Here is a 23692-nt window from a genome sequence, read left to right on the forward strand (position 1 = left end):
TCCTGTTTCCGCCGGCAGGAAGAGCGGCCGGGGAAACCTGGGGTCCCCCCGGCGGGCTTCCGGCCGGACTCGAACCGGCGTATCGGCAGGAATCGGTCGGAGGCTGTCCACGCCAAGGGCGCCGAAAGCCTCCGGATTCCGGTGGCTTGGCCGGGCGTCCGCCGTCGGCTTCCGCGTGAAGCCGACGGCGTGCGGCACGCTGCCGAAGTCGCCTTCGCCTGTTGCGTGCGGAGCCGGTCAGGCCGGGTCGGCCACGAGGGCCTTCTGGCGGCCGTCGGTGGCGGCGCGGGTGGCCTTGCCCGGGGCGGTGCGTCGCAGGCTCTTGAGGCCGATGGTGAGGGCGGCGGTGGTGAGGGTTCCGGCAGCGACGGCGAGCGCGAACGCCAGCGGCTGGCCGAGTTTGTCTGCAGCGAAGAAACCACCGTGGGGAACGCCCATGGTGGCGCCATAGGTCATGGTCAACAGGCCGGTGACGGCACTGCCGACCAGAGTGGCCGGGATCACACGCAGCCCGTCGCGCAGTGCGAACGGGATCGCCGCCTGCGGCACGAGGGCAAGGCCGGGCAGCCATGCGATCTTGCCGTAGGCGCGCTCGGCGGGAGTGAACAGCTTGCCGCGCACGAGAGTGGCCAGGGACGGACCGAGCGGGGGGCCATGCCGGCGGCGGCCACCGCGGCCATGAAGGTCAGGTGCTCAGGAGTGGGAGACGCCGAGGAGATGCCGGCGACGGCGAAGCCCAGGGCGGCGGTGTGGAGAGGGCCGCCGAGGTCGGCGCTCGCGCTTGGTCGACTCGGCCGGACGGCGGCGTCACTTGTAGAACCATGGCCTTTGACACCCCCAGCGCCCGGCAGGCGATGCGATACGGAATGTTCTCCTCGGTCTTGCAGCCGCTGAGCGCCCCGACCACTGCGGCCGGGTCCGCCGCAGCTACTTCACCCACAAGAGTCTCGTGCCCGCCATGACTCCCAACTTCCCCTGCAGTCATGGTCTCTACGCTGCGAGGGGAAGGTCATCGACAGCTTCCTGGCCGACCGCGACGACGGCGTCCGGCCGGGTGTCACGACGCGGGACACGACCACCGCGACTGGGCAGCACTGGGTAGAACTACACATTGAGGGGGCAGAACCCCCGTGGCGATGCTCCTCGCATGAACCACACAGACGGGCCACGGCATGCGGCTCCGCTGCGAAGACCACCTCGGTCGAGCCTGGACCGCGTGCCGGCCGGCGCGACAGCCTCGCCTCCGTCGGTTGAGAGCTACGGTCACAGCCGAGGCGAAGCGCTGACCCCGCAGCCTGCGGGCGGCAGCACCCGCGCACCGTGCACCACGCTCGGGCCGGTCGCGATCACCGGGCCACTCGCCTTGCTCCGCACGGCCTTTCCGGTCTCACGCGTCCTGTAAATCCCTACGCAGTCGTAAAAGGCTCTGCCCTGAAATTCGGCACGCCTCAGGCGACCCACAAGGGAAAACAGTGCCGGTTTATTCGATCGGCCGATTTCATGAAGCGAACATACGTATTCATCACGGAATCAATGGGAGCGTTCCCATTGATGGCGGAGAAAGGAAGGTCATGTGTGGAGTTCACCCGCCGGCCCGGCCGCCTCCAGCGGAGAAGGGACCGGAAACCGAATGATCCAGAATCAGCCGAAAACACCTCCCTCCTCACGGAGAACCGTGGTGGATCCCATTCTCCGATCCGCCTGCACGGAAGGATGTACGTTGAGATCAACAATGAGATCGAAGCGCATCGCTGGAATAGTGGCCGGTGCCGTAGCCGTGATGGTGCCGCTGGCAGCACCCGCCTCCTCGGCGGTGGCCGCTTCCTCCTCCGCGGCGACACCCTCGAAGGGGCCGAGCCAAGAGCAGTTGAAGCAAATCGACAAGGTCGCCAAGGCGGAGCACGCCCTGGGCGTGTTCGCCGCCGAATCCGGCCCGGTGCTCGTGCTGCCCGCCGGAACACCCGCCGACCGGAAGGCGGAAGCTCTCGGCAAGGCGGCCAAGGTCTTGGACGCCACCACCGTCAAGGTCAGCAAGTTCACCCAGAAAGAGCTGGACGGGCTCGGGAAAGACATCCTCACCGGCCCGTGGAACAAGAACGACTCCCTGGTCACAATCGAGTACGACGGTGCGACGGACAAGATGATCGTCAACACCGACGCCCCGGAGTCAGACAGGACAGGGCTCGCCAAGGCCCACGGCGACAAGATCAAAGTGCGTCACGCGCGCATCCAGAGTCAGTGGAACCGCTTCGACGACTACGCGCCATTCTGGGGAGGTACCTCGCTCATGAACGATCTGAGCGTCTGTACGTCCGGCTGGGGCCTGCGCAACGTCGAAAACCAGGACAACGGCCAGCGCGTGGACATGATGACCACGGCGGGACACTGCTTCTCTCGGCACGATCTGATCGTCAACCGGCATGAGGACTGGTCGTCCGGCCAGTGGATGGGCTGGGTCAAGCACACTGACTGGAACCTGGACGTCGAAGCGTTCCTAGGCTATCGATACGAAGGCCAAATCTGGACTGGGTCTTACAGCTGGGCCAACGACAGCCGCCCGGTCAAGGGCCTGGGGGGCCTCTGGCAGGGCCTGACAGTCAGCGTGAGCGGCCAGACGACCTTCGCTCATGGCAACCATACGATCACCGCGGACAACTACGGGTTTACGTGGAGGTCTGAGGACGGAAACCAGCACTACACGTGGAACGGGGACGGTTTCGCGTACGCCCCGGGCAGCAACTGGCCTTCCTACGACCAGGGCATGCACACGGAGGTAGGTGACTCCGGCGCGCCGATCTACACCGTGGACTACAACGGAGGCGCGTACGCCGTCGGCTCCCACTCCGGAATGGTCCAGTGGTGGGAAGGCAACTGCGGCTGCCAGCAGTATCGGATGTACGGGGTCAAGATGGGCTCCGTCCTCGGCAGTTGGGGTGCCTCGCTGATGACGCGCTAAGGGCTTTGCCGCACGGGTGCCGACCGCGTCCCACACGGCGCGGTCGGCATCAGGCCCGACCTTCCCACGCGTCCTCGCGCACCCCACGACGCGCCTTGGGTCCCCCCGGGGGACAGCGCGCGACCGGCTGCCCGGACAGCCCCCATGACACCCCGCCACCCCCTGAAGCGGCGCCGCAACACCACACACCTCGGGAGCCTCAACGATGCCCTCCACCACCCGCGACAACATGCCCCTCAACCAGCACACCGCCCACGGCCAAGGCGCAGACCTCCGGCTCACCGGCTGGCTCTCTGCCGCAATGCCCCAGCTCACCGTACTCACCGCCGTCGGCGCCCTGCTGCTCACCTTGGCTTTCGCAATCGGCGGCTGGCAGCTGAACGAATCCACCGCCCCGCTACTCGACGCGGGCTTCTCCTGGACCAACCACTACAGCTGGGCCGCCGCCCTCGTCCGTATCGGCAGCGTCACCCTCGACCTGCTCGGCCTGGCCATCGCGCTCTACGCCGCCAACGGCATCGCCGGGCGCACAGCCCTCATCCCCGCCTTCGTCGGCGGACTGGCCTCGGTGGCCGCGCACACGGGCTATCTGGGCGGCCTCATCGCCGGCCTCATCGCCGGCCTCGTCACCCGAGCGCTGATGCGCATCCCCGCCTCGGCCGAACGCCGCGCCCTGCGGGACAACGCGCTCATCCCGCTGGCAGCCAGTCTGATCACCGCCGTCCTGTGCTTCTACGCGCTGCTCGGCCCCGCCCTCGCCCCCCTCAAGGGCTGGTTCTCCGACAAACTGGTCCAGTTCGAACTCACCGACCAGCACCTGTTGCTCGGACTGCTCCTCGGCCTGCTGGTCTGCGCCGACCTCGGCGGCCCCCTCAACACCGTAGTCATGGGCTACGCCATCGCAGGCATCAACGCATACTCCCCTACCCCGGACCATTTGACCTTCATGGCCGTCGTGGTCGCCGCCGGCATCGTCCCGCCGCTCGGCCTGTCCCTGGCCAGCCTCCTGCGCGGCAGGCTGTTCACTCCCGCCGAACGCGGCTACGGCAAGATCGCTTGGCTGCTCGGCCTGGTCTTCATCCCCCAGGCGGCGGTCCCTTTCGCACTGCGCGACCCGCTGCGGGTGATCCCGGCCACTCTGGCCGGCGGCGCTGTCACCGGTGTCCTGACCATGCACTTCGGCTCCACCATGGCTGTCCCCCGTGGTGGATTCTTCGCCGCCGACCAGCTCGGCAAGCCGCTGCTGTTCGCCACTGCGGTCGCAGCCGGAACCCTCGTGACCGCGGCCCTGGCCATCGGCCTCAAGAGCCTGCGGCGCACCGCCCCGGCCACCAGGACCGTCCCGACCGTCACCGGCAAGAAGGCCGTGGTCGCCGGCCGGGCCTGACCTCGGCAACCCCCTGCGGACACGCCCTCAGACAGCCTGAGCAGGAGAGACACCGGCCCTGGGAACACCCCCGGGGCCGGCTCGGGTGGTCTGGCACCTTCCTTGCAGCGTGCACGGTGCTCGGCGTGCGTGGAGGCGAGGCTACGGACGCCGTTGTCCCGGGACAGGGCACGCACGGAGCCGTCATCGCGGCCCTGGGCCCGGACGGGTACGACAAGGTCCTCACGGAAGGCGGTCGGCACGACAACCCCCTGACCCTCGCCCTCGCCCTGGACGCGGCAACCGCCACCGTCACTGGGCGGGATGCCCCTGCCACCACCGCGCCAGCCCGCTGAGCCGCCGGGGAAGTGGAGGTCGCCACGCTGGTGGCCGAGGGCATGACCAATCGCCGGCCGCTCCGCTCAACGTCTCGCCGCGAACCGCCGACTGCCACGTCGGGAACATCCTCGCCAAACTCGGCTTCACATGCCGCGCCCAGATCACCGCCCGGTGGGCCACGAGCCAGCCGCCCCCTGTCCGGCCATCCACTGTGCAGCACTGGGTAGAACCACCCATTGAGGCAGCGCAACCCCCACGGCGATGCTCCTCGCATGAACCACACAGGCGGGACCGCGGCAGCCGGCGCAGATCACGGAGAGACGAGCCAGGCGCAGTGGGAGATGCTCGACAAGATCGCCGAGAAGCACTCCGCTCTGGGCGTCTTTGGTGACTCCGTCGTGGTGATATCGCTGCCCGCCGGCACGCCCGCCATCGAGAAGACCAAGATCATGGCGGAGATCCCTGCGGGGATGAAGGTAGCCATCAGGATCAGCCGGTTCACCGAGAAAGAGCTGCATCAGATCGAAGAGCACATCTTCGCCAAGAAGTGGGGCCCAGACTTAAAAAAGTACAGCGTAGGCTTCTCATATGACGGCGTGAAGGACAAGGTGATCGTCCACACCGACGCCCCAGAGTCCGTCATAGAAGCACTGAGAAAGTCCTACCCCTCCGACAAGCTCGAAGTGCGCAAGACGTGTTTCCAGCAGCAGGTCGGCCGATTCCACGACACCGCGAGCTTCGACGCGGGAGACTCGGTCAACAACGATCCGGGGCGCGTCGGCTGACAGCGGGGCGAAGTTCTTGAGCGTCGGCCGAACGTCTTACGGTCCCTTACGCAGCCGGAACCTGGCTCCACCAGGCCGCGATCTGAGCGCGGCAGTTGAAGCCGAGCTTGGCCAGGATGTTCTCGACATGCCGGTCCACGGTTCGCGGTGACAGGCTGAGCACGGAGGCTGCCTGACGGTTCGTCATGCCCTTGGCCACCAGCGTGGCGACCTCCAGCTCCCGGCGGCTCAGCGGGCTTGGCGCGGTGGTGACCTGGGCGTCCTGCCCGGCGTCGGCGGTGGTGACCGGGGCGTCTTGCCCGGCGTCGGTGGTGTCGAGGGCGAGTGCGATGGCCTCGGCCGGGCTGTCGTGCCGGCCGCCGTCCGCGAGGGCCTTTGCGTATCCGTCCGGGCCCAGGGCCGCGATGATGGCTTCCTCGCAGCGCACACGCTGGGCGCCGAGCATGGAGTCGAGGCAGGTGCCGTTGTCCCGGGAGAGGGCATGCGCGGCGCCCAGCAGCTGGGCCGCCCGCCCGTGGTCGCCGCGGGACGCGGTTATCCAGGCGAACAGTTCCAGCACCCTTCCGGTTCCGGCGTGGTCGTTGAAGCCCCGCAGGATCTCCAGTGCGGCTCGGGCCAGCGCCATGCCCTCGTCGCCGTCGCCGCGTGCCCAGACCACATGGCCGAGCGCCCGCATCGCGTAGGACCGGTACAGACGTTCTTCCTGCCCTTCCGCGACCGCCACCGCGTGCCTGCTGTTCTCCTCCGCGCGCGGATCCCCCAGGTGGCCCTGAGTGATGGCCATCTGGAGCAGCCAGAACAGCCCCCCCGGTCCTTCGCCCGCCTCCTCATGGGCGGCCAGTGCTCTCTCGTACAGGGGCAAGGCCTCCGCCATCCGTCCCTGGAAGGCCGCCGACGCGCCGCGGAAGCCCAGAACGTACGGCCGGACCGAGGGGGCGTCGAGCCGTTCACCCAGCTCTTCGGCCTCATCCAGCCACCGGTCGGCCGTCGCCGCATCGCCTTGGTGCGTCGCCACCCAGGCGGCGGCCCACAGCGCCCTGGCCCGCACCGGGGTGGGCTCGGGCGCCGCCGCGAGCAGCCGGTCGAATTGACGGCGGCCCTCGCCGAGGAAACCGTTGGCGCACCAGTGGAAGCGCAGTGCCGTGGCCAGTCGAAGCGCGGCCTGTATGTCGGCGGGATCGGGCGCCCCGTTCTCCGGCTTGTCCTGCTCCGGGTTTGCGGAACCTGCCCGGACGGGCTCCGGCGCGGCAGGGCGTGCCGCGCACCCGTACTCCAACGCCAGCTGCAGATTGGCATGGTCCATGCGAAGCCGGATCAGAGCCTCTTCCTGGCCCGGGCCGAACCAGCGGGCGGCGGTGCACTCGGCGAGAGCGAGGAAGAAGTCACGGTGCCGCCGCAGCAGGTGTTGCTCCTCGCCCGACTCGGTAAGCCGGGCTCTCCCGTATTCGCGCATGGTCTGGAGCAGCCGATAGCGGGGCATACCCTCGCATTCACACGTCAGTACGACGGACTGAGCAACCAGCCGGTCGAGGAGGTCCAGGACCTCGTGCGCCGCCAGGCCGTCCCCCGCGCAGACCTGCTCGGCGGCCTCCAGGGCGAAGCCACCGGCGAAGACCGACAGCCGACGCCACAGCAGCCGCTCCACGGGTGTGCACAGCTCGTAGCTCCACTCGATCATGCCGCGCAACGTGCGCTGACGTGGAAGAGCGGTCCTACAGCCGCCGGTGAGCAGGGCGAAACGGTCCGCCAGCCGGTCCACCGTCTGCTCGACCGTGAGCGTCCGCAGCCGGGACGCGGCCAGTTCGATGGCCAGAGGCAGCCCGTCCAGGTCCGTGCAGAGCCGGATCGCCTGGGCCCGGTTCGCGCCGGTGATGCGGAAGTCCGGCCGGAGGGCGGTGGTGCGGTCCCGCAGCAGTTCGAGCGCATCATCAGGCACGGACAGCGGGGGGACGGTGAAGACGTGCTCGCCCGTGACCCTCAGCGTCTGGCGGCTAGTCGCCAGGATGCGGACCTCCGGGCAGGCCGACAGCAACGCCTTCGCCAGCTCGGCGCACGCATCGATCAGGTGCTCGCAATTGTCCAGCACGATCAGCGCCCGGCGTCGGGCCAGGTGGCCCGTGAGCTGGCCGAGGACAGGGCCGCTGCCACAATCCGGTACCCGGAGCGCGCCCGCGGCCGTGACCGTCACCGCCGACGGATCCTCCACCGCGCCCAGGTCGACCACCCACACCCCGTCCGGGAATGCCTTCCTGGACGCTTCGGCGGCTCCGAGCGCCAACCGCGTCTTGCCCACACCGCCGACTCCCGTGAGCGTCAGCAGCCGGCCTACGCCCAGCAGACGGCGGATCTCGGCAACCTCTCGGCGCCTGCCCACGAAGCTGGTGAGGGCCGCAGGGAGGTTACCCACGGTGGGGATCACAGTCGTCACGGCTCGACCTCACGTATTGCCGTACAAATACCCCATGAGGTTAGCAAGGATGGCAACCCGACCGGTGTGAAGTTTCTGTTACCGCAGTTACGGACAGTGCCGCAACGAGCACGGGGAGAAGACCTACGGCGCGTCGGTCCCCCGGGCGGTCGCCTCGTGAACCGCCCACCAGGCGCCGATCTGGGCGCGGGAGCCGAGGCCGAGCTTCGCCAGGATGTTCTCCACGTGCCCCCCGACCGTGCGAGGCGACCGTCCGAGCGCGGCGGCGATCTGCCGGTTGCTCATGCCCTCGGCCACCAGTGCGGCGACCTCTCGCTCCCGGTGGGTCAGAGCGCTGGGTGAGGTGCCCGCGCCAGACTGCTCCGACCCCTCGCCGCCCAGGGCCAGCGCGATCGCCCCGGGCAGGCTGTCACAGAAACTGCCCTCGGTGTGGAGTTCGTCGAACGCTGCCTGGCCGAGGGCCTCGACGATCGCTTCCTCGCACCGCGCGCGGGGTTCGGCGAACGCTCCGGCGGAGGTCGGGCTGAGCTCGCGGGAGAGGGGGCGCAGCGCACCCAGCAGACGTGCTGCCCGCTCGTGGTCCCCGAGCTCGGCGGTGCTCCAGGCCATCACCTCGAGCGCCATGGCCACCCCCGCATGGTCGCTGAAGCCCCGATGGATCTCCAGGACGGCACGCATCAGAGCACCGCTCTCCTCCGGACTGCCTCGAAGCCACGCGCCGTAGCCCAGTACCCACAACGCGTAGGCCCGGGTCAATCGCTCTCCGTAAGCCTCCGCCACCTTTACCGCGCGCCTGCCGGTCTCCGCCGCGCGCGGGTCCCCCAGGTAGAACTGGGCGAGAGTCAGCTGGAAGAGCCATCGCAGTGTCGGCGGCTCTTCCCCCAGCCCGGTCTGGGCGGCCACCGCACCCTCGAACAGCGGTACGGCCTCATGCGGTTGTCCCCGGTACAGCGCCACGGTACCGCGCAGACCCTGGACATCCGCTCGGAGCTGCGGGTCGTCGAGTCGCTCGCCCAGTTCGCCGGCCTCACCCAGCCACCGCTCGGCCGCATCGAGATCACCCTGCATCTGGGCCACCCAGGCGGCGGCCCACAGTGCTCTGGCCCGAGCAGGTGTCGCCGCGGGGGCGGCGGCCAGGACGCTGTCGAACTGACGGCGTCCCTCTCCGAGGAATCCGTTGCAGCACCAGTGGAAGCGCAGCGCCGCGGCCAGCGCGAGCCACGCCTGTGTGCCGTCGGACTCCAAAGCCCCGAGATCCCCGTCGCCTACATCCGCTCCGTCCGTCTCCGCTCTCCCGGACCCCGACGCGGCCGCCCGCGACCGCGTCCCATAGTCCAGGGCCGCCAGCAGGTTGCGGTGTTCTGCGCGCAGCCGCGCCAGCGCCTGCTCCTGGCCGGGTCCGAACCAGTCGGTGGCCGTGCGCTCGGCGAGAGACAGGAAAAAGTCGCGGTGCCGCCGAAGCAGCCGCTCCTCCTCACCGCTGCGGGCGAGCTGCTCGCGACCGTACGCACGGATGGTCTCCAGCAGCCGGTACCGGGGGGGCTCTCCACGCTCTGTGACCAACACGATGGACTGCGAGACCAATTGGCCGAGAAGATCCAGCACCTCGTGCCGGGGGAGCTCTTGGTCGGCGCAGGCATCCTCAGCCGCGTCCAGGGCGAAGCCACCGGCGAAGACCGACAGCCGACGCCACAGCAGCCGCTCCGCAGGCGTGCACAGCTCGTAGCTCCACTCGATCGCCGCGCGCAGTGTGCGTTGTCTGGGCTGCGCGGTTGGACTGTCGCCCGCAAGCAACGCGAAACGGTCCTCCAGCCGCTTCGCCACCTGTTCCACGCTGAGCAGTCGCAGCCGGGAAGCAGCCAGCTCGATCGCCAGCGGTAGTCCGTCGAGGTCGGTGCACAACCGCGTGACCTGGGCCTCGTCAGCCTCGGCGATCCGGAAGTCCGCGTCGACAGCGGCGGTACGGTCCCGCAAGAGCGCTGCCGCCTCCGCCAGTGGCAGCGGCGGAACGGTGAACACGCGCTCGCCGGTGAGGTCCAGTGTTCGGCGGCTCGTCGCCAGGATGCGCAACTCAGGGCAGGCCGACAGCAGCGCCCACGCCAGCTCCGCGCAGGCATCGGCCAGATGCTCGCAGTTGTCGAGGACGAGCAGTGCCCGCCGCCCGTTCAGGTACCCCGTGAGTTGCTCCAGGGCCGGCCGGGCGCCCAGGTCGGGCCGCCTGAGAGCGATCACGGTCGCGTCCGCCACCGCCGCGCTGTCCGGCAGCGGCGCCAGGTCCACCAGCCACATGCCCTCCGGGAAGTCCTCTCTGCAGGCGACGGCCGCCTCCATCGCCAGCCGAGTCTTGCCGATCCCGCCTGGTCCGGTGAGCGTCAGCAGCCGGGCGGCACTCAGGCTTCGGCGAACTTCGGCCACCTCCTGCCCTCTGCCCACGAAGCTGGTTGAGGATCTGGGCAAATTCCCCTCGTACGGCACCATGGTCATCTCCCTTGCCCTCCACAGCGCCCGGACCGGCGCGACGACGTCACACCAGCCGCGTGGCTCACGGCACCCCCTCATCGTTGCATCTTGCCTGCGGAAGGCAGAATGCGGGAATAACGAGTGATACGTGTGTCTCTTCCTGATCCCCGACCCACGGACACGACGGCTGGTCTGATGAAGATCAGTCCTTCCGCCTGGTCGGCACCTGACGCCGTCAGTTCTCATCAGGTCAGGCGGCGTGCTGGTCGGGGTTGTGCCGAGGGCCGATGACCTTGATAGAAGGGCGGCAATACGACAGCGCCGCACCGTCGCGAGTTGTGAACTCGCCTGTCTCTGCGACTAGTTCGCAGAGGGCGTCCCCGTCTGTCTCGGACAGTGCCGTCCTGAGCGTGGGGACGGACTCTGCCAGGTCCCAAGAGGGGGAACTGAGGCGGAAGCCGCCAAGGGCGTGTGCGTCGGCGAGGCGGAACGAGAGCCGAGTACTGGGCTGGGGTTCACAGCGGGGTGCGGCTGTCAGCAGGCCGGCCTTGATGGATTCGGGGCCGGAGATGACGACCCGCATGGAGGTCTATCGGGGCAGCACTTCGAAGTGGTCGGCTTCGTGGCTGTCGTGGGACGGCGATCGCCCGTCGTCTTGCGGTTGATCATGAGAAATCCCCCTCCTGCTTGAGGCGTTGCGTATGGGCTATGTCGTGGCGGACCTGGGCTGCGAGGAACTCCTCACCATGGCGGTAGCCGCTGCTGAGGTAGGCGGAGTGCGCCGAGGGCCCAGGCGGTGCGGATCATCTGCCGTACGTGCTGCTGTACGGGCAGGGCCTTGATGAGCTCGGCCTGTCCGGTGCCGTCGCAGTCAGTGCACACGTCGTGAAAGCGGTCAGGGCCGCGTACGTAGCCGCGTCCGGCGCAGGGGCGGCTTTTGCCCAGGGCGGTGATGGGGTCGACCTTGTACCGGCCGCCCCAGGCGATGACGCGTTCGCCGATGGAGTCCGACTCGATGGTGAGCCGTGCACGCTCGATCGCCAAGCCGACGGCGGCGCTGAGGGCGTCGAAGGTGGCCCAGGCCGGGGGGGTGATGTGACCGTCGGGGCCGTCGAAGCGGCTCACGGCGTGGAAGTGGACCAGGCCGCGCTTTTGGTACTCGGCGACTTTGGCGAAGGAGACGCGCAGGGCGGAGTGCAGGGCCTTCCGTGTCATGCCGAAATGCTTGGCCAGGGCCCGGCGCAGGTGAGTGGTGAAGCGCGCCCAGAGCTGTCCGGCGTGGGCGTTCCACAGAACGGCGCCGGTGTAGTCGTAGGTGGCCGGGTTCAGGGGGTACATCAGTCTTATTGGATGTCTTTTCATTCCGATGAGTGGAGGGAATTCAGATATGAGGCAAGGGCTCCCCAAGAATGTTGAACCGTGCAGCCATCTACCCCCGCCGGCCCGGTCACCCCGTCCGCCTCCCCGCAGGGCACCACGCTCGGCTATGCCCTGTTCGCCACTCGCTGGCTCCAGGCACCGCTGTACTTCGGTCTGGTCGCCGCACAGGGGGTGTACGTCTACAAGTTCTTCAACGAGCTGTGGACGTTAATCGTCAAGTGCGTCGGCGGCAGTGCCACCGAGAACTACGTCATGCTCGCGGTGCTCAAGCTGGTCGACGTCGTCATGATCGCCAACCTGCTGATCATGACCATCGTGGGCGGCTACGAGACCTTCGTCTCGCGCATCGGCCTCCAGGGCCACCGCGACCAGCCCGAATGGCTCTCCCACGTCAACTCCAACGTCCTGAAGGTCAAGCTCGCCACCGCCATCGTCGGCATCTCCTCCGTCCATCTGCTCCAGATGTTCGTGGACGTCCACCACACCTCCCGCCACGCGCTGCTGTGGGGCACGGTGATCCACATGGCGTTCATCGTCTCGGCGGTGCTCCTGGCGTACATGTCGGGGCCGATGCTCCGTGAGGAGAAGGGCCACGGCCCGCAAAACGGTCCCCACCTCGGTCCCCACCACAGCCTCCACCACGGCCTCCACCACGTCCCGCACGCCGATCCGCGGGGCCCGGCCGATCCGGTCCCGCCCGCTCCCTGGCCACCCGCCGACCCCGAGGGCGCCCATGGACCGGCCGGCCCGCCGCCGTGGGACCAGGAGAACGGCGTCGGTGGGCCGCCCCTCCCCTCCACCCCGGTCCTGCGTCCCGCCCCGCTGCCGCTCCCGGCGCAGGCCACCCCGGACGAGAAGCACGCGGCGCGTGAACGGGAGACCCGCCGGCACGGGACGGCGTTCGCACGGGGCCGGGCCCGCGCCGTGCCGCACGGGGCGGCGGGCGGAGCGGAGGGCGAGAGCCTGCTGAGGGACGCCGGGTTCCCCGCGCGCAAGCTGCTGGAGGACTTCGACCCGGACCACCCGCGCACCTTCGACCGGCAGTTGCTGGCCCGCCTCGGGACGCTGGACTTCCTGGCCGCCCGGCGCAACGTCGTCTTCGTCGGCGCCCCCGGCACCGGCAAGACGCACCTCGCGATCGGCCTCGGCGTACGGGCCTGCCAGGCGGGGAACCAGGTGCGGTTCGCCACCGCCGAGGAGTGGGCCGCACGGCTGGCCGGGGCACGGGCCGAGGGCTGGCTCGCCGGGGAACTGTCCGCGCTCGACGCCTGCCCCCTGCTGATCGTCGACGAGGTCGGCTACCTGCCCTTCGACCCCGACACCGCCCGGCTCCTCTTCCAACTCGTCGCCCACCGCTACGAGCGGGCCTCCCTGATCGTCACCAGCGACCGCCCCCTCGGCCGCTGGGACGAGATCTTCGGCGGGGCCGCCCCGGCCGTCGTGGACCGACTCGCGCACCACGCCGACATCGTCCGCCTCGAAGGGGACAGCTACCGGCTGCGCCGGGTCCCCTCGGCGGGCTGAGTCACTGCCGCGTCACTCCTGAGTCACTTCAGGAGGCTGACGTTCTGGACGAGCGGCCCCTCCACGGTGAGCCCCTCCCCGACCATGGTTCCCAGTTCGGGGAGGGGCAGGGGGCCGGGGTTGGCCGCGGCGGGCGAGGCGAGCACACCGACCAGGGCGGCTGCGGCGAGGGCGCGGAGCACTGCGGGAACGGGACGCATACGGCCTGTGAACCTTTCGAGCGGGGACGTCGATCTCGATCGGACCCAGGGTGGCTGCCCGGCGGCCCCCACCCCGATGCGCACGCCCCCGCACGACCCCTCGTCGGAGGGAAAACCGGGGATGGCCTGCATGAACGCCCTCGTACGCCCGAACGGGTGACAGTCGGGCGGCGATTTGATCATGGAACGGGGCGTGAGCAGGAGGACGCCTCACTCAGTCACCCGGGGTCAGATCGAGTCGTCCGCCAGTTCCGCGACGCCCGTGACGCGGTGCAGCGGGAACGTGCGGACCTCGTCCGCCGTGTGGTCGTACGCCGTCACGAAGCCGCCCTCGACGCGCACCGGGGCGATGACGCGCTGACTGGCGGAGCCCTCGGCGTTGACGTACCCGATCCACAGGGCCTCGCCGGTGAGGACGGCGGCCTGCATCGTGGCGAGGGTCTCGGCGGAGCTGGTGCGCGGCAGCGTCCCCGACGGGACCGGAGTGCCGCTCGTCCGCCGGGGCGCCGTCGACGCCAGGTCACCGGCACGGATGGCACGGATCGCGGCGGCCAGCAGGGTGTCGTCGGGGGCCGGCGGACCGTCAGGGACGGGCTCCGGTGCCGTACGGGCCGGAGTGCGGTGCGCGAGGGCGCGGGTGATCAGGACGTCGCCCTCCGCGGACTCGGCGGCCGGCGCGTACCCCATCGCGCGCAACCCCTCCAGCAGCGCCGCCGGGTCCGCCAGCGCGGCGAGCACCGTCGGCGCGAGGCGGCGCAGCCCGAGCCCCTGCGACCGCTTGTCGGCGAGGATCTCGCTGAGCATCGCGTCGTCGTCGCACCGCACATACGCCGACGCCGCGCCGATCCGCAGGTGCCCGTGGCGCCGGGCCACGTCGTCGATCAGATACGCGAGCGGCTGCGGCACCGGCGTACGGGAGTGAGCCGTCAGGAAGTCATGCAGGTCGGAGGCGGTCTGACCGGCGTCGAGCGCCCGGCGCACCGACCCCGGCGTGAACCTGTAGACCGTCGCGCCACCCTTCGACTCCACGTCCGCCACCACGCCCAGCATGTCGGCGAGCGGACGCCGCAACGGCCCCGGCGCGACCGCCGTCAGATCCGCCTGGAGCAGCACATGGTCGAGCGGTTCGGGCAGCAGCGGAGCGAGGAGCCGGGCGGCACGGGCCGCCGCCACGGTCTGCTCGACCACCGGCTCCGGGGAGGGGAAGGGCGCCGCCGGGGTGGGCACGTGAGGGGCGGGGAGCTTGTCGCCCGGGGTCTCCGGCAGGTCGGCGGTCGCGGCGGTCCCCGGGGGCAGGCCGAGGAGGGCCCGCCCGTGGGAGGAGAGCGCGCCCCGCCCCGTGATCCCGAGGGACTCGGCCTCGGCGAGCGTCCAGCGCGCCAGCCGGGCCCGCAGATCGTCGGGCTGCCCGCCCTGCGCCTGTGGCGCCCGGCCCTGCGCGGCCTGCGTGGGCTGCGAGGGCTGCGAGGGCTGCGAGGGCTGCGCGGCTCTGGTGGGGCGCTCCCAGCGGAGCCGCGCCAGAACGGAGTCGGGGGTGGCCGAGGTGCCCTCGGGCAGCCCGGCGAGCAGGGTGAGCACCCGGTGCCGGACCTCGGGTGCCGCCGAACGGTCCAGGCCGGGGCCCAGCGCCGACAGCGTGCGCTCCTTGGCGTCCCGCTCACCGACCACGCCCGGCGTACGGGTCGCCGTCAGCCAGGCCGACGCGAGCCCCGCCCAGCGCTCCGCCGGAGGCAGCTCCAGCCACGCGTCGTACGCGGGGGTCGCCGCGTAGCGTTCGTCGGCCTCGCCGTCCGAGGCCAGCAGGCCCGCGGCGTACGCCAGTTCCACCCAGAAGGCGGCGACCGGCTCGGGCACGTCGAGGGCGACGGCCGTCCGCTTCAGATCGCGGACGCTCAGGCCGCCGGCCCGCAGCACCGCCGGGCCGCCCTCGTCCCAGTCCTTCAGCAGCTCCTCCACGGTCGCGAGCGCCGTGTACGCCTGCCCGGCCGCCGTCGCGTCCACCACCTGGGGACGGTGCGCGCCCGCCGCCTCGACGGCCGGCGGCACCGGCTCGACCGTCCGGTGCGCCCGTCCCGCCCGCAGATGCAGGGCCACCTCGCGGGGGATGACGACCGTGCCGGGGGCGGTGGGCAGCAGCAGACCGCGATCGAGGAGCCAGCGCAGATGGGGCGCCGGGTTCGCGGTGACCTGGCCGTACGGCGGCCCCCACACCAGGCGCGTCAGCACGTCCAGGGCCTCGGCGGGCGCGGTGCCGAGGAGCGCGGCCATACGGGGCCCGTCGGTGAACAGGCCGGAGAGGGAGGCGACGGCGGACACCGAGTCGTGCGTGCGGGGCAGGCCCACCGCCGTGACGATCTCCTGCACCCGGCCCGGCGACATGCCCGCGGTCGCCTCGCCGACGGTCGGGCCCAGGCCGGTGGGGGACGGGTGCTGCGGCGACGGGGCGAGCAGCTCACGGGCCGTGCGGACGAGACGGAGCCGGCTGTCGGGACCCCACAGCAGGGCCCGGTCGCGCAGCGTGCGGACGGCGTGGGGGAGGGCGGCCGCGACGGCCGGGTCGGGCTCGTCGCCCGTGCTCCTGCCCGCCATGAGGCCGAGCAGTTCGTCGTACGGGGCCGGGTCGGAGGCCACGGCCAGGGCCTGGGCGGTCTGGAGGGCGAAACGGTCCAGGTGTTCCAGGGCGCGGACCACGGAGGCGCGGGTGCCGGCGCGGGTCGCCAGCTGTGTGAGGTCCGTCGGCACGGGGGTGATGAGGTCCGGGCGGGCCCGGAGCAGCGCGGCGAGCGAACGGTCGTCACGGCCGCGGAGCGCTTCCGCGAGAGAGCGGGGGGCTCCGCCGGGCTCGGGGGATTCCTGTGGGCCGGGGGCCGTGTCAGCTCCGCCGGGGGGTGCCGGCTGCGTGGGGCTGTGCTCCTCGGTGCTCATCCGGTCAACGGTAGCGGAGGGGGGTGGCGGAACGGGGGCCTGACGGCTTGCGGGGGTGGGTGGGTTGTTGGGGGTGAGGTGAGGGCGGGGGGCGGTTGTGGGGGTGCGGGTGGGTGGGTTTTTGGGTGCGGGTGGTGGGTGGTTTTTCGCGCCCGCGCGGCGGAGCCGCGTGTGTCACCGCCCCGCACCCCTGGGGGCCGGCGTGTGGGTTCCGGGGTTCTGAGAAACCGGGGGCGTGGCCCCGGCGTTCCCCTGGGGGCGGGAGGGCCGGGGTGGAGGCGTGGGCCCCGGCTCGTTCGGAAGCGATACCGTCTTCGGAGGCGTCAACCCCGGAGGGGCTTCGTGGGGATTGAGAGCGACAAGGTCGTCTACGAGTATCTGAGCCGGGTCGGTGACCTGGCCCAGCAGCGACAGTTGCCGTCCGCGACCCGTATGCGTCTGGTGTCGGAGCTGCGGGACGAGATCGACCGGCGCCGGGCCAAGGCGCCGGTGGACAGTCCGGCCGCCGTGCGCCGCATCATCGCCCGACTCGGCACCCCCGACGACATCGTCACCGCGGCAGGCGGCCCCGGTGACACGCCGGACGAGCGGGCCGCCGTGCCCGTGCAGCGGGGGACAGGCGGTGACGACACGGACGAGCGTGAGGAGCGGGGCAAAGGGTTCACCGGCGGCTTCCGCAAGGTCGTGCCCCGGCCGCGTACCGCCGAACCGGCACCCCGGACGTCCCTGGAGGGCGCCGCCCCGCCGCACCTCGCCCCGCTGCACGAGCTCGGCGACGGCGACGCCCAGCCCGACTGGTGGCGCGTCGGCGGCGCAAACCCCGGCGGTGGGGACATCGGGTTCGGGATCGGGGACGCGGTGCCGGGATTCGTCGGCGGCGTGGAGATCCCCGAGCTGCTGAAGCCGCCGCCCGCGAAGGACGAGGGCAGGACGGCGGGCGCCGCCGCGCCGCCCGCCGTGGAGAAAGCGGCAGCGGGCGGCGCGGGCGCGGAGACGGTGGCCGGGGACGTCCCGGCGGGCCGGCGGCGGCTCAGGCTGCCCCGGCTGCGGCCGACCGGTGGAGGGTGGAGCAATCCGCTGTTGCTGCTGGCCGCCGCGTTGCTGGTCGCGGGAGCGGTCATGGGGAGCCTCGTGCCGTTGGGGCTCGGCTGGCTGATCGCCTACCTGTCACGGCGGTTGACGCCCGCGGAGTCCAAGTGGGCGGTGCTGGGCGTGCCGGGAGTGGTGGCCGCCGGGGGCATCGTGTGGCTGTGGGGACGCAGCGACGGGAGGTGGGGGGAGCCCATCGTCCGCGGCGAGATGAACGTCGCGCTCGCGGAGACCTGGCCGTGGGTGCTGCGTATCGCGGCCGTCTCCTCCGCGCTGTATCTGCTCTGGCGCTCCCAACGGCCCCGCGGCGCCCAGTAGCTCGGGGCGCGCGGTTCGTTGGCGGGTGCGGGTGATTCGTGGTTTCTCGCGCAGGTTCTCGCGCCCCTGAAGGCTTGGGCCTGCGGCCCGGCCTTCGTGGGCGCGACAAGCCCCCACCCACCCGCACCCGCCAACGAACCCTCCCACCCCCCACAATGGGCGCCATGGCCTCCATAACCGTCGGATTCGACCTGGACATGACGCTGATCGACTCCCGCCCCGGCATCCACGCCTGCTACCAGGAACTCGCGGCGCGCACCGGGACGTACATCGACGCGGATCTGGCGATCACGCGGCTGGGCCCGCCGCTCGTGGAGGAACTGGCGTACTGGTTCCCCGCCGAGGACATCCCCGCGATGGCGACGCTCTACCGGGAGATCTACCTGGAGAAGGGGATCACCTCGGCGCCCGCGATGCCGGGCGCGCGGGAGGCGATCGCCGCGGTGCGGGCGGCCGGCGGGCGGTCCATCGTCGTCACCGCGAAGTACGAGCCGAACGCCAAGCTGCACATCGAGCACCTCGGCATGGAACCGGACGCCGTCATCGGTGACCTGTGGGCGGAGGCCAAGGCGGGGGCGCTGCGCGAGCACGGCGCGAGCGTGTACGTCGGCGACCACGTCGGGGACGTCCGCGGCGCGCGTACCGCTGACGCGTACTCCGTCGCCGTGGCCACCGGCCCGTGCGACGAGCGGGAACTGCGCGAGGCGGGCGCGGACGTCGTCCTCACGGACCTGACGGCCTTCCCCGAGTGGCTGGCGGCCCACACCCGCCGGGAAGCGTGAGCCTGCTCAGTCGGTCAGCCTGATCAGCCTGTCTGCGAGCGTGCCTTCCTGCGGCCCGCCGCCACCGACTGAAGGACACCCGCGCCCGCGATGAGAAAACCGACGCCCATCAGCATGCTCAAACCGAACATGTAGGTGGGAAATGGGGTCGTGTCGAGGAACAGCGGGGCGACGGTGACCAGTGTGGCCACGGCGCCGACGAAGAACACGATGACGCCGGCACGGATCAGCCGGTCACCGGGTTCGGCGGAATTCGGTTGGGTTTTGTCACGCACCGGACCAGGGTAGTTCCCAGCGCGAGAGAAGAGGCGGGGGACGTCTTGTCACCCGCCCCCATGGACGGTGTAGCTCTTGTGGAACCGGCGCCCGATGAGCGTCTTGATCCGTGACAGGGTCCAGGTCTGGTCCGGCCAGCCGTGCGCTACTGGTCCCTTGGCCGGCTCCTGCTCCAGCACGGCGAACAGCTCGTCACTGAGCAGCGGCAATGACGCAGGCCCCTTGGAAGCCAGGGCTCTCGGCCCGTCCTGGGACCAGGCTCTGCGCCAGTGCTGCACTGACCGGACGCTGACCCGCAGGTCGTGCGCGATCACAGCGCTCTCGTCGCCCAGGACGAACCGCGCAGCTGCCTCCATCCTCAACTTTGCATGGAAAGCCCGTCGCTCGTCGGTCGGCCCGCCCCCTTGCGCATGCCGCACGCAGTCGGCATACCGCGGGGATCAAGGGCCGTCAGCCCCTCCGACACCACGCTTTGAAGCTCAGTAACCTGGGTACCGGCGGGTCCCGGCGGCCCGCTGTAGTGCTATCCAGAGCGGTTTCCGCACGCCGAGAACACTTTTCAGACGCAGTTTCCGACGAATACGAGGAGGGCAGACGTGCCTACCAGCAAAACCAAGCCAGTTATCTAGGCACGCATACTCCGCTAGCCTCCCCTCATGACACCTGGTCTGCGCTACCTCGCCTGTCTTCGCCTGTCTGCTGACTCGGACGGCTCCACGTCCATCGAGTGGCAGCGTGGCGTGATCCGACACCACGTCAGCTCTCCCCACCTGTCCGGCGTCCTGGTGGGGGAGGCGGAGGACACGGACGTCTCAGGCTCGATGAGCCCCTTCAAGCGCCCCAAGCTAGGACGCTGGCTCACGTCCCGAGCCGATGAGTTTGACGTGATCATTGCAGCCAAGATGGACAGGCTTACCCGTCGCTCGATGCACTTCAACGAACTCTTGGAGTGGGCACAGGAAAACGGGAAGTTCATCGTCTGCGTTGAAGAGGGGTTCGACCTCTCGACTCCCCAAGGCAAGATGATGGCTCGCATGACGGCTGTCTTTGCTGAGGCTGAGTGGGACACAATCCAGGCACGCATCCTCAACGGCGTACAGAGCCGTCTGGAGAACCGTTCATGGCTTACGGGCGCTCCGCCTACCGGCTACCGCATCAAGGCCGTAGAGGGTGGCAGGAGGAAGGTTCTGGAGATTGACCAGGACTTCCACCGGTACGTAGAGGAGATCTTCACTCGTGTTCGTGAGGGACAGTCCACACACAGGATTGCACGAGACTTCAACGCCCGTGGCGTACTCACCTGGGGAGACCACCTCAGGAAGTTGAAGGGGGAGGAAGCCAAGGGCACGCAATGGCAGTCGACCATCATCAATAAGTTCATCCGCTCCTCTTGGGTTCCCGGTATCTACACGTACAAGGGGGAGGCCGTTCTAGACGACCAGGGAGAGCCGGTCATTCTCCCTGAGAAACCCCTAGCGTCCATGGATGAATGGGCAGACCTGGTCGACAGGATTAAACCGGCCCCCAAGCCTGTAGGGACGGAAAGCCGTACGGGTGCTAAGAGCCTGCTTGCCGGGATTGCTCGGTGTGGCAATTGTGGAGCGCCGGTTACTTCTCTTCTGAATTCCGGACACACCAGGAAAAGCGGAGAAAGGATTCCCGGACACAGGTATTACCGCTGCTCCAACAAGTTCAAGGGTGGTGGTTGCGCTGTCGGTCTTTACGTCCGTGCTGACTTGCTCGATACATGGGTTGACCAGGAGATTCGCGGTAGCGTAGGCACGTGGCAGATGTACGAGCGAGCCGGTAAGGGACCCTCTCAGGCTAGGGAACTTCAGTCAGCCAGGGCACGCTTGGAGAAGCTGGAATCTGACTTCCTGGTAGGTGAGTACGACGGGGAGGGGCAGGAAGAATCCTATCGGCGTATGCATAAGGGGCTGTCGGCAAAGGTCGCGCTACTCGCTAAGCAGGAAGAGGAAAGGGCTAACCCCGCACTGAAAGCCACGGGTAAGAAGTACGGGGAAGTCTGGGAGTCCAAAGACCAGGAAGACCGTAGGGAATTCCTCCGCACCTATGACGTAAAGGTCTGGGCGTGGGATAAGGGGCAGGATGAAAGCGAAAGGGGAATGGTCATGGATCTGGGGGATATTCAGACCATGGTGAATGAGCTTGCCCTTACTCGCCCTGGAAAGAAAGGAAAGATGACGAGAATGGTGATTAGCCATAACGTCACCCAGGAATGCCGATGGAAGGCGTTGGGGTTCGCTCGATAAGGAGAGGAACAAGGAAAGGCCCTGCCGGATGGCGGCCTTATTCTTTTATGGAATTGTTTATGAATTCGACCACTCCCACCGCTAACGGTTGAATAATAATTGGGGGTGGTTCGTGACCGTTCGCCCGCTCGCGGGGGTCCTTCCGGAGTCGAGGATACGCGCATACGCGTATACGCGGGACGAGATGCGCTGGCTTCCCTTCCGGCCCCTTCCAGGACGGCAGCCGCACACGGCTAGATGTTGTTCCGTAACCGGTATGGCGGTTGGTGCGTTGAGCGGGCATGGGTGGGGTGATTTCAGCGGGTGACCCGAAGTGGATCGAGCCGTTCTCTGGGCTGTCCGAGGTGCAATTCGCCAGGCTGGTGGCACTGGTGCGGCGCCGTGGCGGGGACGTCCAGCGCGGCCGTCCCTGGTGTCTGCTGCTGGCAGACCGGGTGCTCCTGGTGGCGACGTACTGGCGCACGAACCTGACATTGCGGCAGGTGGCGCCGCTGTTCGGAGTCTCGAAGTCCGCGGCCGACCGCATCGTCGATCACCTTGCACCCCTGCTGGCCATCGCGCCAGCCTGCCAGCCACGCAAGGACACCGTCTACATCGTCGACGGCACCCTGGTGCCCACCCGCGACCGCACCATCGCCGCCTCCAGCAAGAACTACCGCTACTCGACCAATATGCAGGTCGTCATCGACGCCAACAGCCGCATGGTCGTGGCGATTGGCCTCCCGCTGCCCGGCAGCCGCAACGACTGCCGGGCTTTCACCGAGTCCGGCGTCGACCGCGCCTGCCGCGGAGCACCCACCATCGCCGACGGCGGCTACCAAGGCACCGGCCTGCTCATCCCGCACCGCAAGCGGCGCGGTCAGACGCACCTCAGTCCGCAGCAGGAGGCGGAGAACGCTGTCCATCGACGGGCCCGTGCACGGGTGAAACATGCCCTGTCCCGGCTGAAGAACTGGAAGATCCTGCGGGACTGCCGACTCAAGGGCAGCGGCGTTCACCAGGCCATGCTTGGCATCGCCCGACTGCACAACATGGCCCTCACCCGATAGCTCACGCCCCACACGGGACAGCCTCTCGCACGCCGCAGCATCGGGACACCATGAGCGCTCCTCGCCTCGGCGTGGCGATACCCGGAGGCACCAGCTCCGGCTGCTTCGCTGGTCCATGTGATGTATCACGGCCACGATGAAGCACCGCGGCCCGGTAACGCAGGCCACCCCGGACGGGGGCTCCATATGAGTGCAGACAGCAAGAAGCTAGCCGCAGCCTCTCTCGGTGTTGTGGTCCTTGTCGCAGTTCTGCCCGCGGTGCTTTTGCTCAGCCCGGTCGCTTTCGGCGGGGGAAGTACCTCCCGGCTCACTGCCGTTCTCACCTTCGCCGGGGTACTGGTCACTGCATCTGTATCCCTGATCGGATTGATGCTGAACCGCCAGACCGAGCGTCGGCTGGCTCAGGAACAGGCTGACCAGCAGCGCCAGCTCAGGCTGGATGCAGCGATGCGGGCCGGACAGCTCATCTCTCCCGCCGACTCGGGAGCCGCGCACCCGGCAGCCATGGCCTCAGGACTGCTGGCGCTCACCAAACTCGACAATGCCGACCTCGCCGTGGCGCTCCTCGTCGACCTGTGGGCCGAGGAAGGTGAGGAGGAACAGAAGAGGATCTCGGACGAGACGGCCATCCTGGTGATCGATGCCGCGTTGCGCTCGGCATCCCCCAACGCGCAGCTCGTCGCGGCCGAAATGCTGTGCCGTCACGCTACCAAGCTCAATGTCGGCCAGTCCCTGCACTGGCCGAGCGCGGTGGACGGCTCCTGGAATCCCGCCTACCGGCCCAAGACGAAACTGCTCATCGTCGAGGCTCTCGTGAGGATGGCCACGGCCAGCGAACCCAACGAGGGCGCTCTGCGGTCAGTCGCGGTACGTCTTTACGGAATCTGGCGGGAGGAGCCCCGGGCGAGTGTCCGCGGCTGCATCGGCAAGCTCATCAAGGTGGTCTTCGACCGGCTGTGCCAGTTCCGCCACAAGGAGCTGGTCCACGGCATTCAAATGGTGGCGCTCAGCGACCTGGAACGCGCGGCGGCGAGCGCCGCAGAGAACCCCGACAGCTACCTCAACGACCTCTCGGACAACCTGGCCAACCGGCTCAAGGAGTGGGCCCCATCTTGCCAGGGACACCCCATCGGTCCAGGAGCTCTGGCCTCGGCAGCTGGGTAGCGTCCTCAGACAACTCCTGCGGACCACAGTCCTAGGCAGTTTTGAAGGTCCCGGCGTCGGCGTGGACGCTGGCAGGACACCGGGGCCTGCTCATCCCGCACCGCAAAACGACGAGCTCAGCCCAAGCAGAAGCAGAGAATCCCGTCCACTGAGCCGTTTTCAATTTTGGTTCGAGCAGGTCAGGTGGAGGGTGAGGACGGCCTGCACAAGGCTGGTGATGCGATTGGTGCTGCACCGTAGCTTGCGTAGAAGTCGCCACGTGCTTGAGCATGGCCATGGCCTGCTCGCCCAGTGCCCGGATTTTGGCATGGGCGCGGTTGACCGCCTGCTGGCCTGCGGAGAGCTTCTCCCAGCGACCGCGGTAGGGCACGCGGATGT

Annotated in this window: 17 protein-coding genes and 2 pseudogenes; 10 read left to right on the plus strand and 9 right to left on the minus strand. The window is 69.3% G+C overall.

Going from position 1 to position 23692, the window contains the following annotated elements; translation table 11 throughout:
* Positions 1-237: 237 nt before the first annotated feature.
* Entirely contained in the window at positions 238-621 is a 384-nt protein-coding gene (locus tag SMA5143A_RS41210) for a hypothetical protein (RefSeq protein ID WP_107467907.1), read from the minus strand.
* Between the two features lie 1111 nt (positions 622-1732).
* On the opposite strand from SMA5143A_RS41210, the gene SMA5143A_RS41215 reads away from it, so the two are divergent.
* The 4 genes from SMA5143A_RS41215 (at position 1733) to SMA5143A_RS41230 (ending at position 5446) form a co-directional block, all read left to right on the plus strand.
* Positions 1733-2956 (plus strand): hypothetical protein, encoded by a 1224-nt coding sequence (locus tag SMA5143A_RS41215; protein WP_146194048.1) that lies wholly within the window; start codon positions 1733-1735, stop codon positions 2954-2956.
* Between the two features lie 205 nt (positions 2957-3161).
* Positions 3162-4343: a fructose-specific PTS transporter subunit EIIC gene (locus SMA5143A_RS41220; RefSeq protein WP_107467909.1), complete on the plus strand. Its 1182-nt coding sequence runs from the start codon at positions 3162-3164 to the stop codon at positions 4341-4343.
* A gap of 125 nt (positions 4344-4468) precedes the next feature.
* Entirely contained in the window at positions 4469-4678 is a 210-nt protein-coding gene (locus SMA5143A_RS41225) for a hypothetical protein (protein WP_107467910.1), read from the plus strand.
* A 255-nt stretch (positions 4679-4933) separates the two neighbouring features.
* The gene (locus tag SMA5143A_RS41230; protein WP_107467911.1) at positions 4934-5446 is read left to right on the plus strand and encodes a hypothetical protein; all 513 of its coding nucleotides are present in this window, start codon (positions 4934-4936) and stop codon (positions 5444-5446) included.
* 46 nt (positions 5447-5492) lie between these two features.
* Here SMA5143A_RS41230 and SMA5143A_RS41235 read toward each other — a convergent pair whose 3' ends face one another.
* The 3 genes from SMA5143A_RS41235 to SMA5143A_RS41245 all read right to left on the minus strand — a co-directional run bounded on the left by SMA5143A_RS41235 (position 5493) and on the right by SMA5143A_RS41245 (position 11672).
* Positions 5493-7874 carry a LuxR C-terminal-related transcriptional regulator gene (locus tag SMA5143A_RS41235; RefSeq protein ID WP_107467912.1) on the minus strand — a complete coding sequence of 794 codons (2382 nt, stop codon included), beginning with the start codon at positions 7872-7874 and terminating at the stop codon, positions 5493-5495.
* A gap of 123 nt (positions 7875-7997) precedes the next feature.
* The gene (locus tag SMA5143A_RS41240; RefSeq protein ID WP_308812070.1) at positions 7998-10352 is read right to left on the minus strand and encodes an ATP-binding protein; all 2355 of its coding nucleotides are present in this window, start codon (positions 10350-10352) and stop codon (positions 7998-8000) included.
* Positions 10353-11075: 723 nt separating this feature from the next.
* Entirely contained in the window at positions 11076-11672 is a 597-nt protein-coding gene (locus SMA5143A_RS41245) for a replication initiator (protein WP_308812071.1), read from the minus strand.
* Between the two features lie 81 nt (positions 11673-11753).
* Between SMA5143A_RS41245 and istB the strand changes: the two genes are divergently transcribed.
* Entirely contained in the window at positions 11754-13238 is a 1485-nt protein-coding gene (gene istB / locus SMA5143A_RS41250) for an IS21-like element helper ATPase IstB (protein ID WP_107467914.1), read from the plus strand.
* A gap of 23 nt (positions 13239-13261) precedes the next feature.
* Here the strand turns inward: istB and SMA5143A_RS43390 are convergent, their stop codons facing one another.
* The gene (locus tag SMA5143A_RS43390; RefSeq protein ID WP_181362277.1) at positions 13262-13438 is read right to left on the minus strand and encodes a hypothetical protein; all 177 of its coding nucleotides are present in this window, start codon (positions 13436-13438) and stop codon (positions 13262-13264) included.
* Positions 13439-13666: 228 nt separating this feature from the next.
* A complete protein-coding gene (locus tag SMA5143A_RS41255) occupies positions 13667-16363 on the minus strand; it encodes a helicase-associated domain-containing protein (protein ID WP_107467915.1) in 2697 nt (898 codons plus the stop codon).
* 342 nt (positions 16364-16705) lie between these two features.
* Between SMA5143A_RS41255 and SMA5143A_RS41260 the strand changes: the two genes are divergently transcribed.
* The gene (locus SMA5143A_RS41260; protein ID WP_107467916.1) at positions 16706-17770 is read left to right on the plus strand and encodes a hypothetical protein; all 1065 of its coding nucleotides are present in this window, start codon (positions 16706-16708) and stop codon (positions 17768-17770) included.
* 155 nt (positions 17771-17925) lie between these two features.
* The gene (locus SMA5143A_RS41265; RefSeq protein WP_107467917.1) at positions 17926-18552 is read left to right on the plus strand and encodes an HAD family hydrolase; all 627 of its coding nucleotides are present in this window, start codon (positions 17926-17928) and stop codon (positions 18550-18552) included.
* A 23-nt stretch (positions 18553-18575) separates the two neighbouring features.
* Here SMA5143A_RS41265 and SMA5143A_RS41270 read toward each other — a convergent pair whose 3' ends face one another.
* Positions 18576-18827: a hypothetical protein gene (locus tag SMA5143A_RS41270; RefSeq protein ID WP_055715166.1), complete on the minus strand. Its 252-nt coding sequence runs from the start codon at positions 18825-18827 to the stop codon at positions 18576-18578.
* A gap of 57 nt (positions 18828-18884) precedes the next feature.
* Positions 18885-19247 (minus strand): annotated as a pseudogene (locus tag SMA5143A_RS41275) (IS630 family transposase); the annotation flags it as partial.
* 237 nt (positions 19248-19484) lie between these two features.
* On the opposite strand from SMA5143A_RS41275, the gene SMA5143A_RS41280 reads away from it, so the two are divergent.
* The 3 genes from SMA5143A_RS41280 (at position 19485) to SMA5143A_RS41290 (ending at position 23314) form a co-directional block, all read left to right on the plus strand.
* Complete coding sequence (locus SMA5143A_RS41280; protein ID WP_107467919.1) at positions 19485-21101, plus strand: recombinase family protein; 1617 nt, start codon at positions 19485-19487, stop codon at positions 21099-21101.
* A 281-nt stretch (positions 21102-21382) separates the two neighbouring features.
* The gene (locus SMA5143A_RS41285) at positions 21383-22150 is read left to right on the plus strand and encodes a transposase (RefSeq protein WP_107467920.1); all 768 of its coding nucleotides are present in this window, start codon (positions 21383-21385) and stop codon (positions 22148-22150) included.
* A 186-nt stretch (positions 22151-22336) separates the two neighbouring features.
* Entirely contained in the window at positions 22337-23314 is a 978-nt protein-coding gene (locus SMA5143A_RS41290) for a hypothetical protein (RefSeq protein WP_146194050.1), read from the plus strand.
* A 159-nt stretch (positions 23315-23473) separates the two neighbouring features.
* On the opposite strand, the pseudogene SMA5143A_RS41295 reads toward SMA5143A_RS41290, so the two are convergent.
* Positions 23474-23692, minus strand: a pseudogene (locus SMA5143A_RS41295) (transposase family protein); the annotation flags it as partial.

This window comes from Streptomyces sp. MA5143a, assembly GCF_900290235.1.
Classification (GTDB): Bacteria; Actinomycetota; Actinomycetes; order Streptomycetales; family Streptomycetaceae; genus Streptomyces.

Excerpts from the sequence above, each read along its gene's own strand:
- SMA5143A_RS41265 (WP_107467917.1), top strand. The coding sequence starts at position 17,926 with ATGGGCGCCATGGCCTCCATAACCGTCGGATTCGACCTGGACATGACG.
- SMA5143A_RS43390 (WP_181362277.1), bottom strand. The coding sequence starts at position 13,438 with ATGCGTCCCGTTCCCGCAGTGCTCCGCGCCCTCGCCGCAGCCGCCCTG.
- SMA5143A_RS41280 (WP_107467919.1), top strand. The coding sequence starts at position 19,485 with ATGACACCTGGTCTGCGCTACCTCGCCTGTCTTCGCCTGTCTGCTGAC.
- SMA5143A_RS41220 (WP_107467909.1), top strand. The coding sequence starts at position 3,162 with ATGCCCTCCACCACCCGCGACAACATGCCCCTCAACCAGCACACCGCC.
- SMA5143A_RS41285 (WP_107467920.1), top strand. The coding sequence starts at position 21,383 with ATGGGTGGGGTGATTTCAGCGGGTGACCCGAAGTGGATCGAGCCGTTC.
- SMA5143A_RS41255 (WP_107467915.1), bottom strand. The coding sequence starts at position 16,363 with ATGAGCACCGAGGAGCACAGCCCCACGCAGCCGGCACCCCCCGGCGGA.
- SMA5143A_RS41230 (WP_107467911.1), top strand. The coding sequence starts at position 4,934 with ATGAACCACACAGGCGGGACCGCGGCAGCCGGCGCAGATCACGGAGAG.
- SMA5143A_RS41290 (WP_146194050.1), top strand. The coding sequence starts at position 22,337 with ATGAGTGCAGACAGCAAGAAGCTAGCCGCAGCCTCTCTCGGTGTTGTG.
- SMA5143A_RS41215 (WP_146194048.1), top strand. The coding sequence starts at position 1,733 with ATGAGATCGAAGCGCATCGCTGGAATAGTGGCCGGTGCCGTAGCCGTG.
- SMA5143A_RS41240 (WP_308812070.1), bottom strand. The coding sequence starts at position 10,352 with ATGGTGCCGTACGAGGGGAATTTGCCCAGATCCTCAACCAGCTTCGTG.
- SMA5143A_RS41245 (WP_308812071.1), bottom strand. The coding sequence starts at position 11,672 with ATGTACCCCCTGAACCCGGCCACCTACGACTACACCGGCGCCGTTCTG.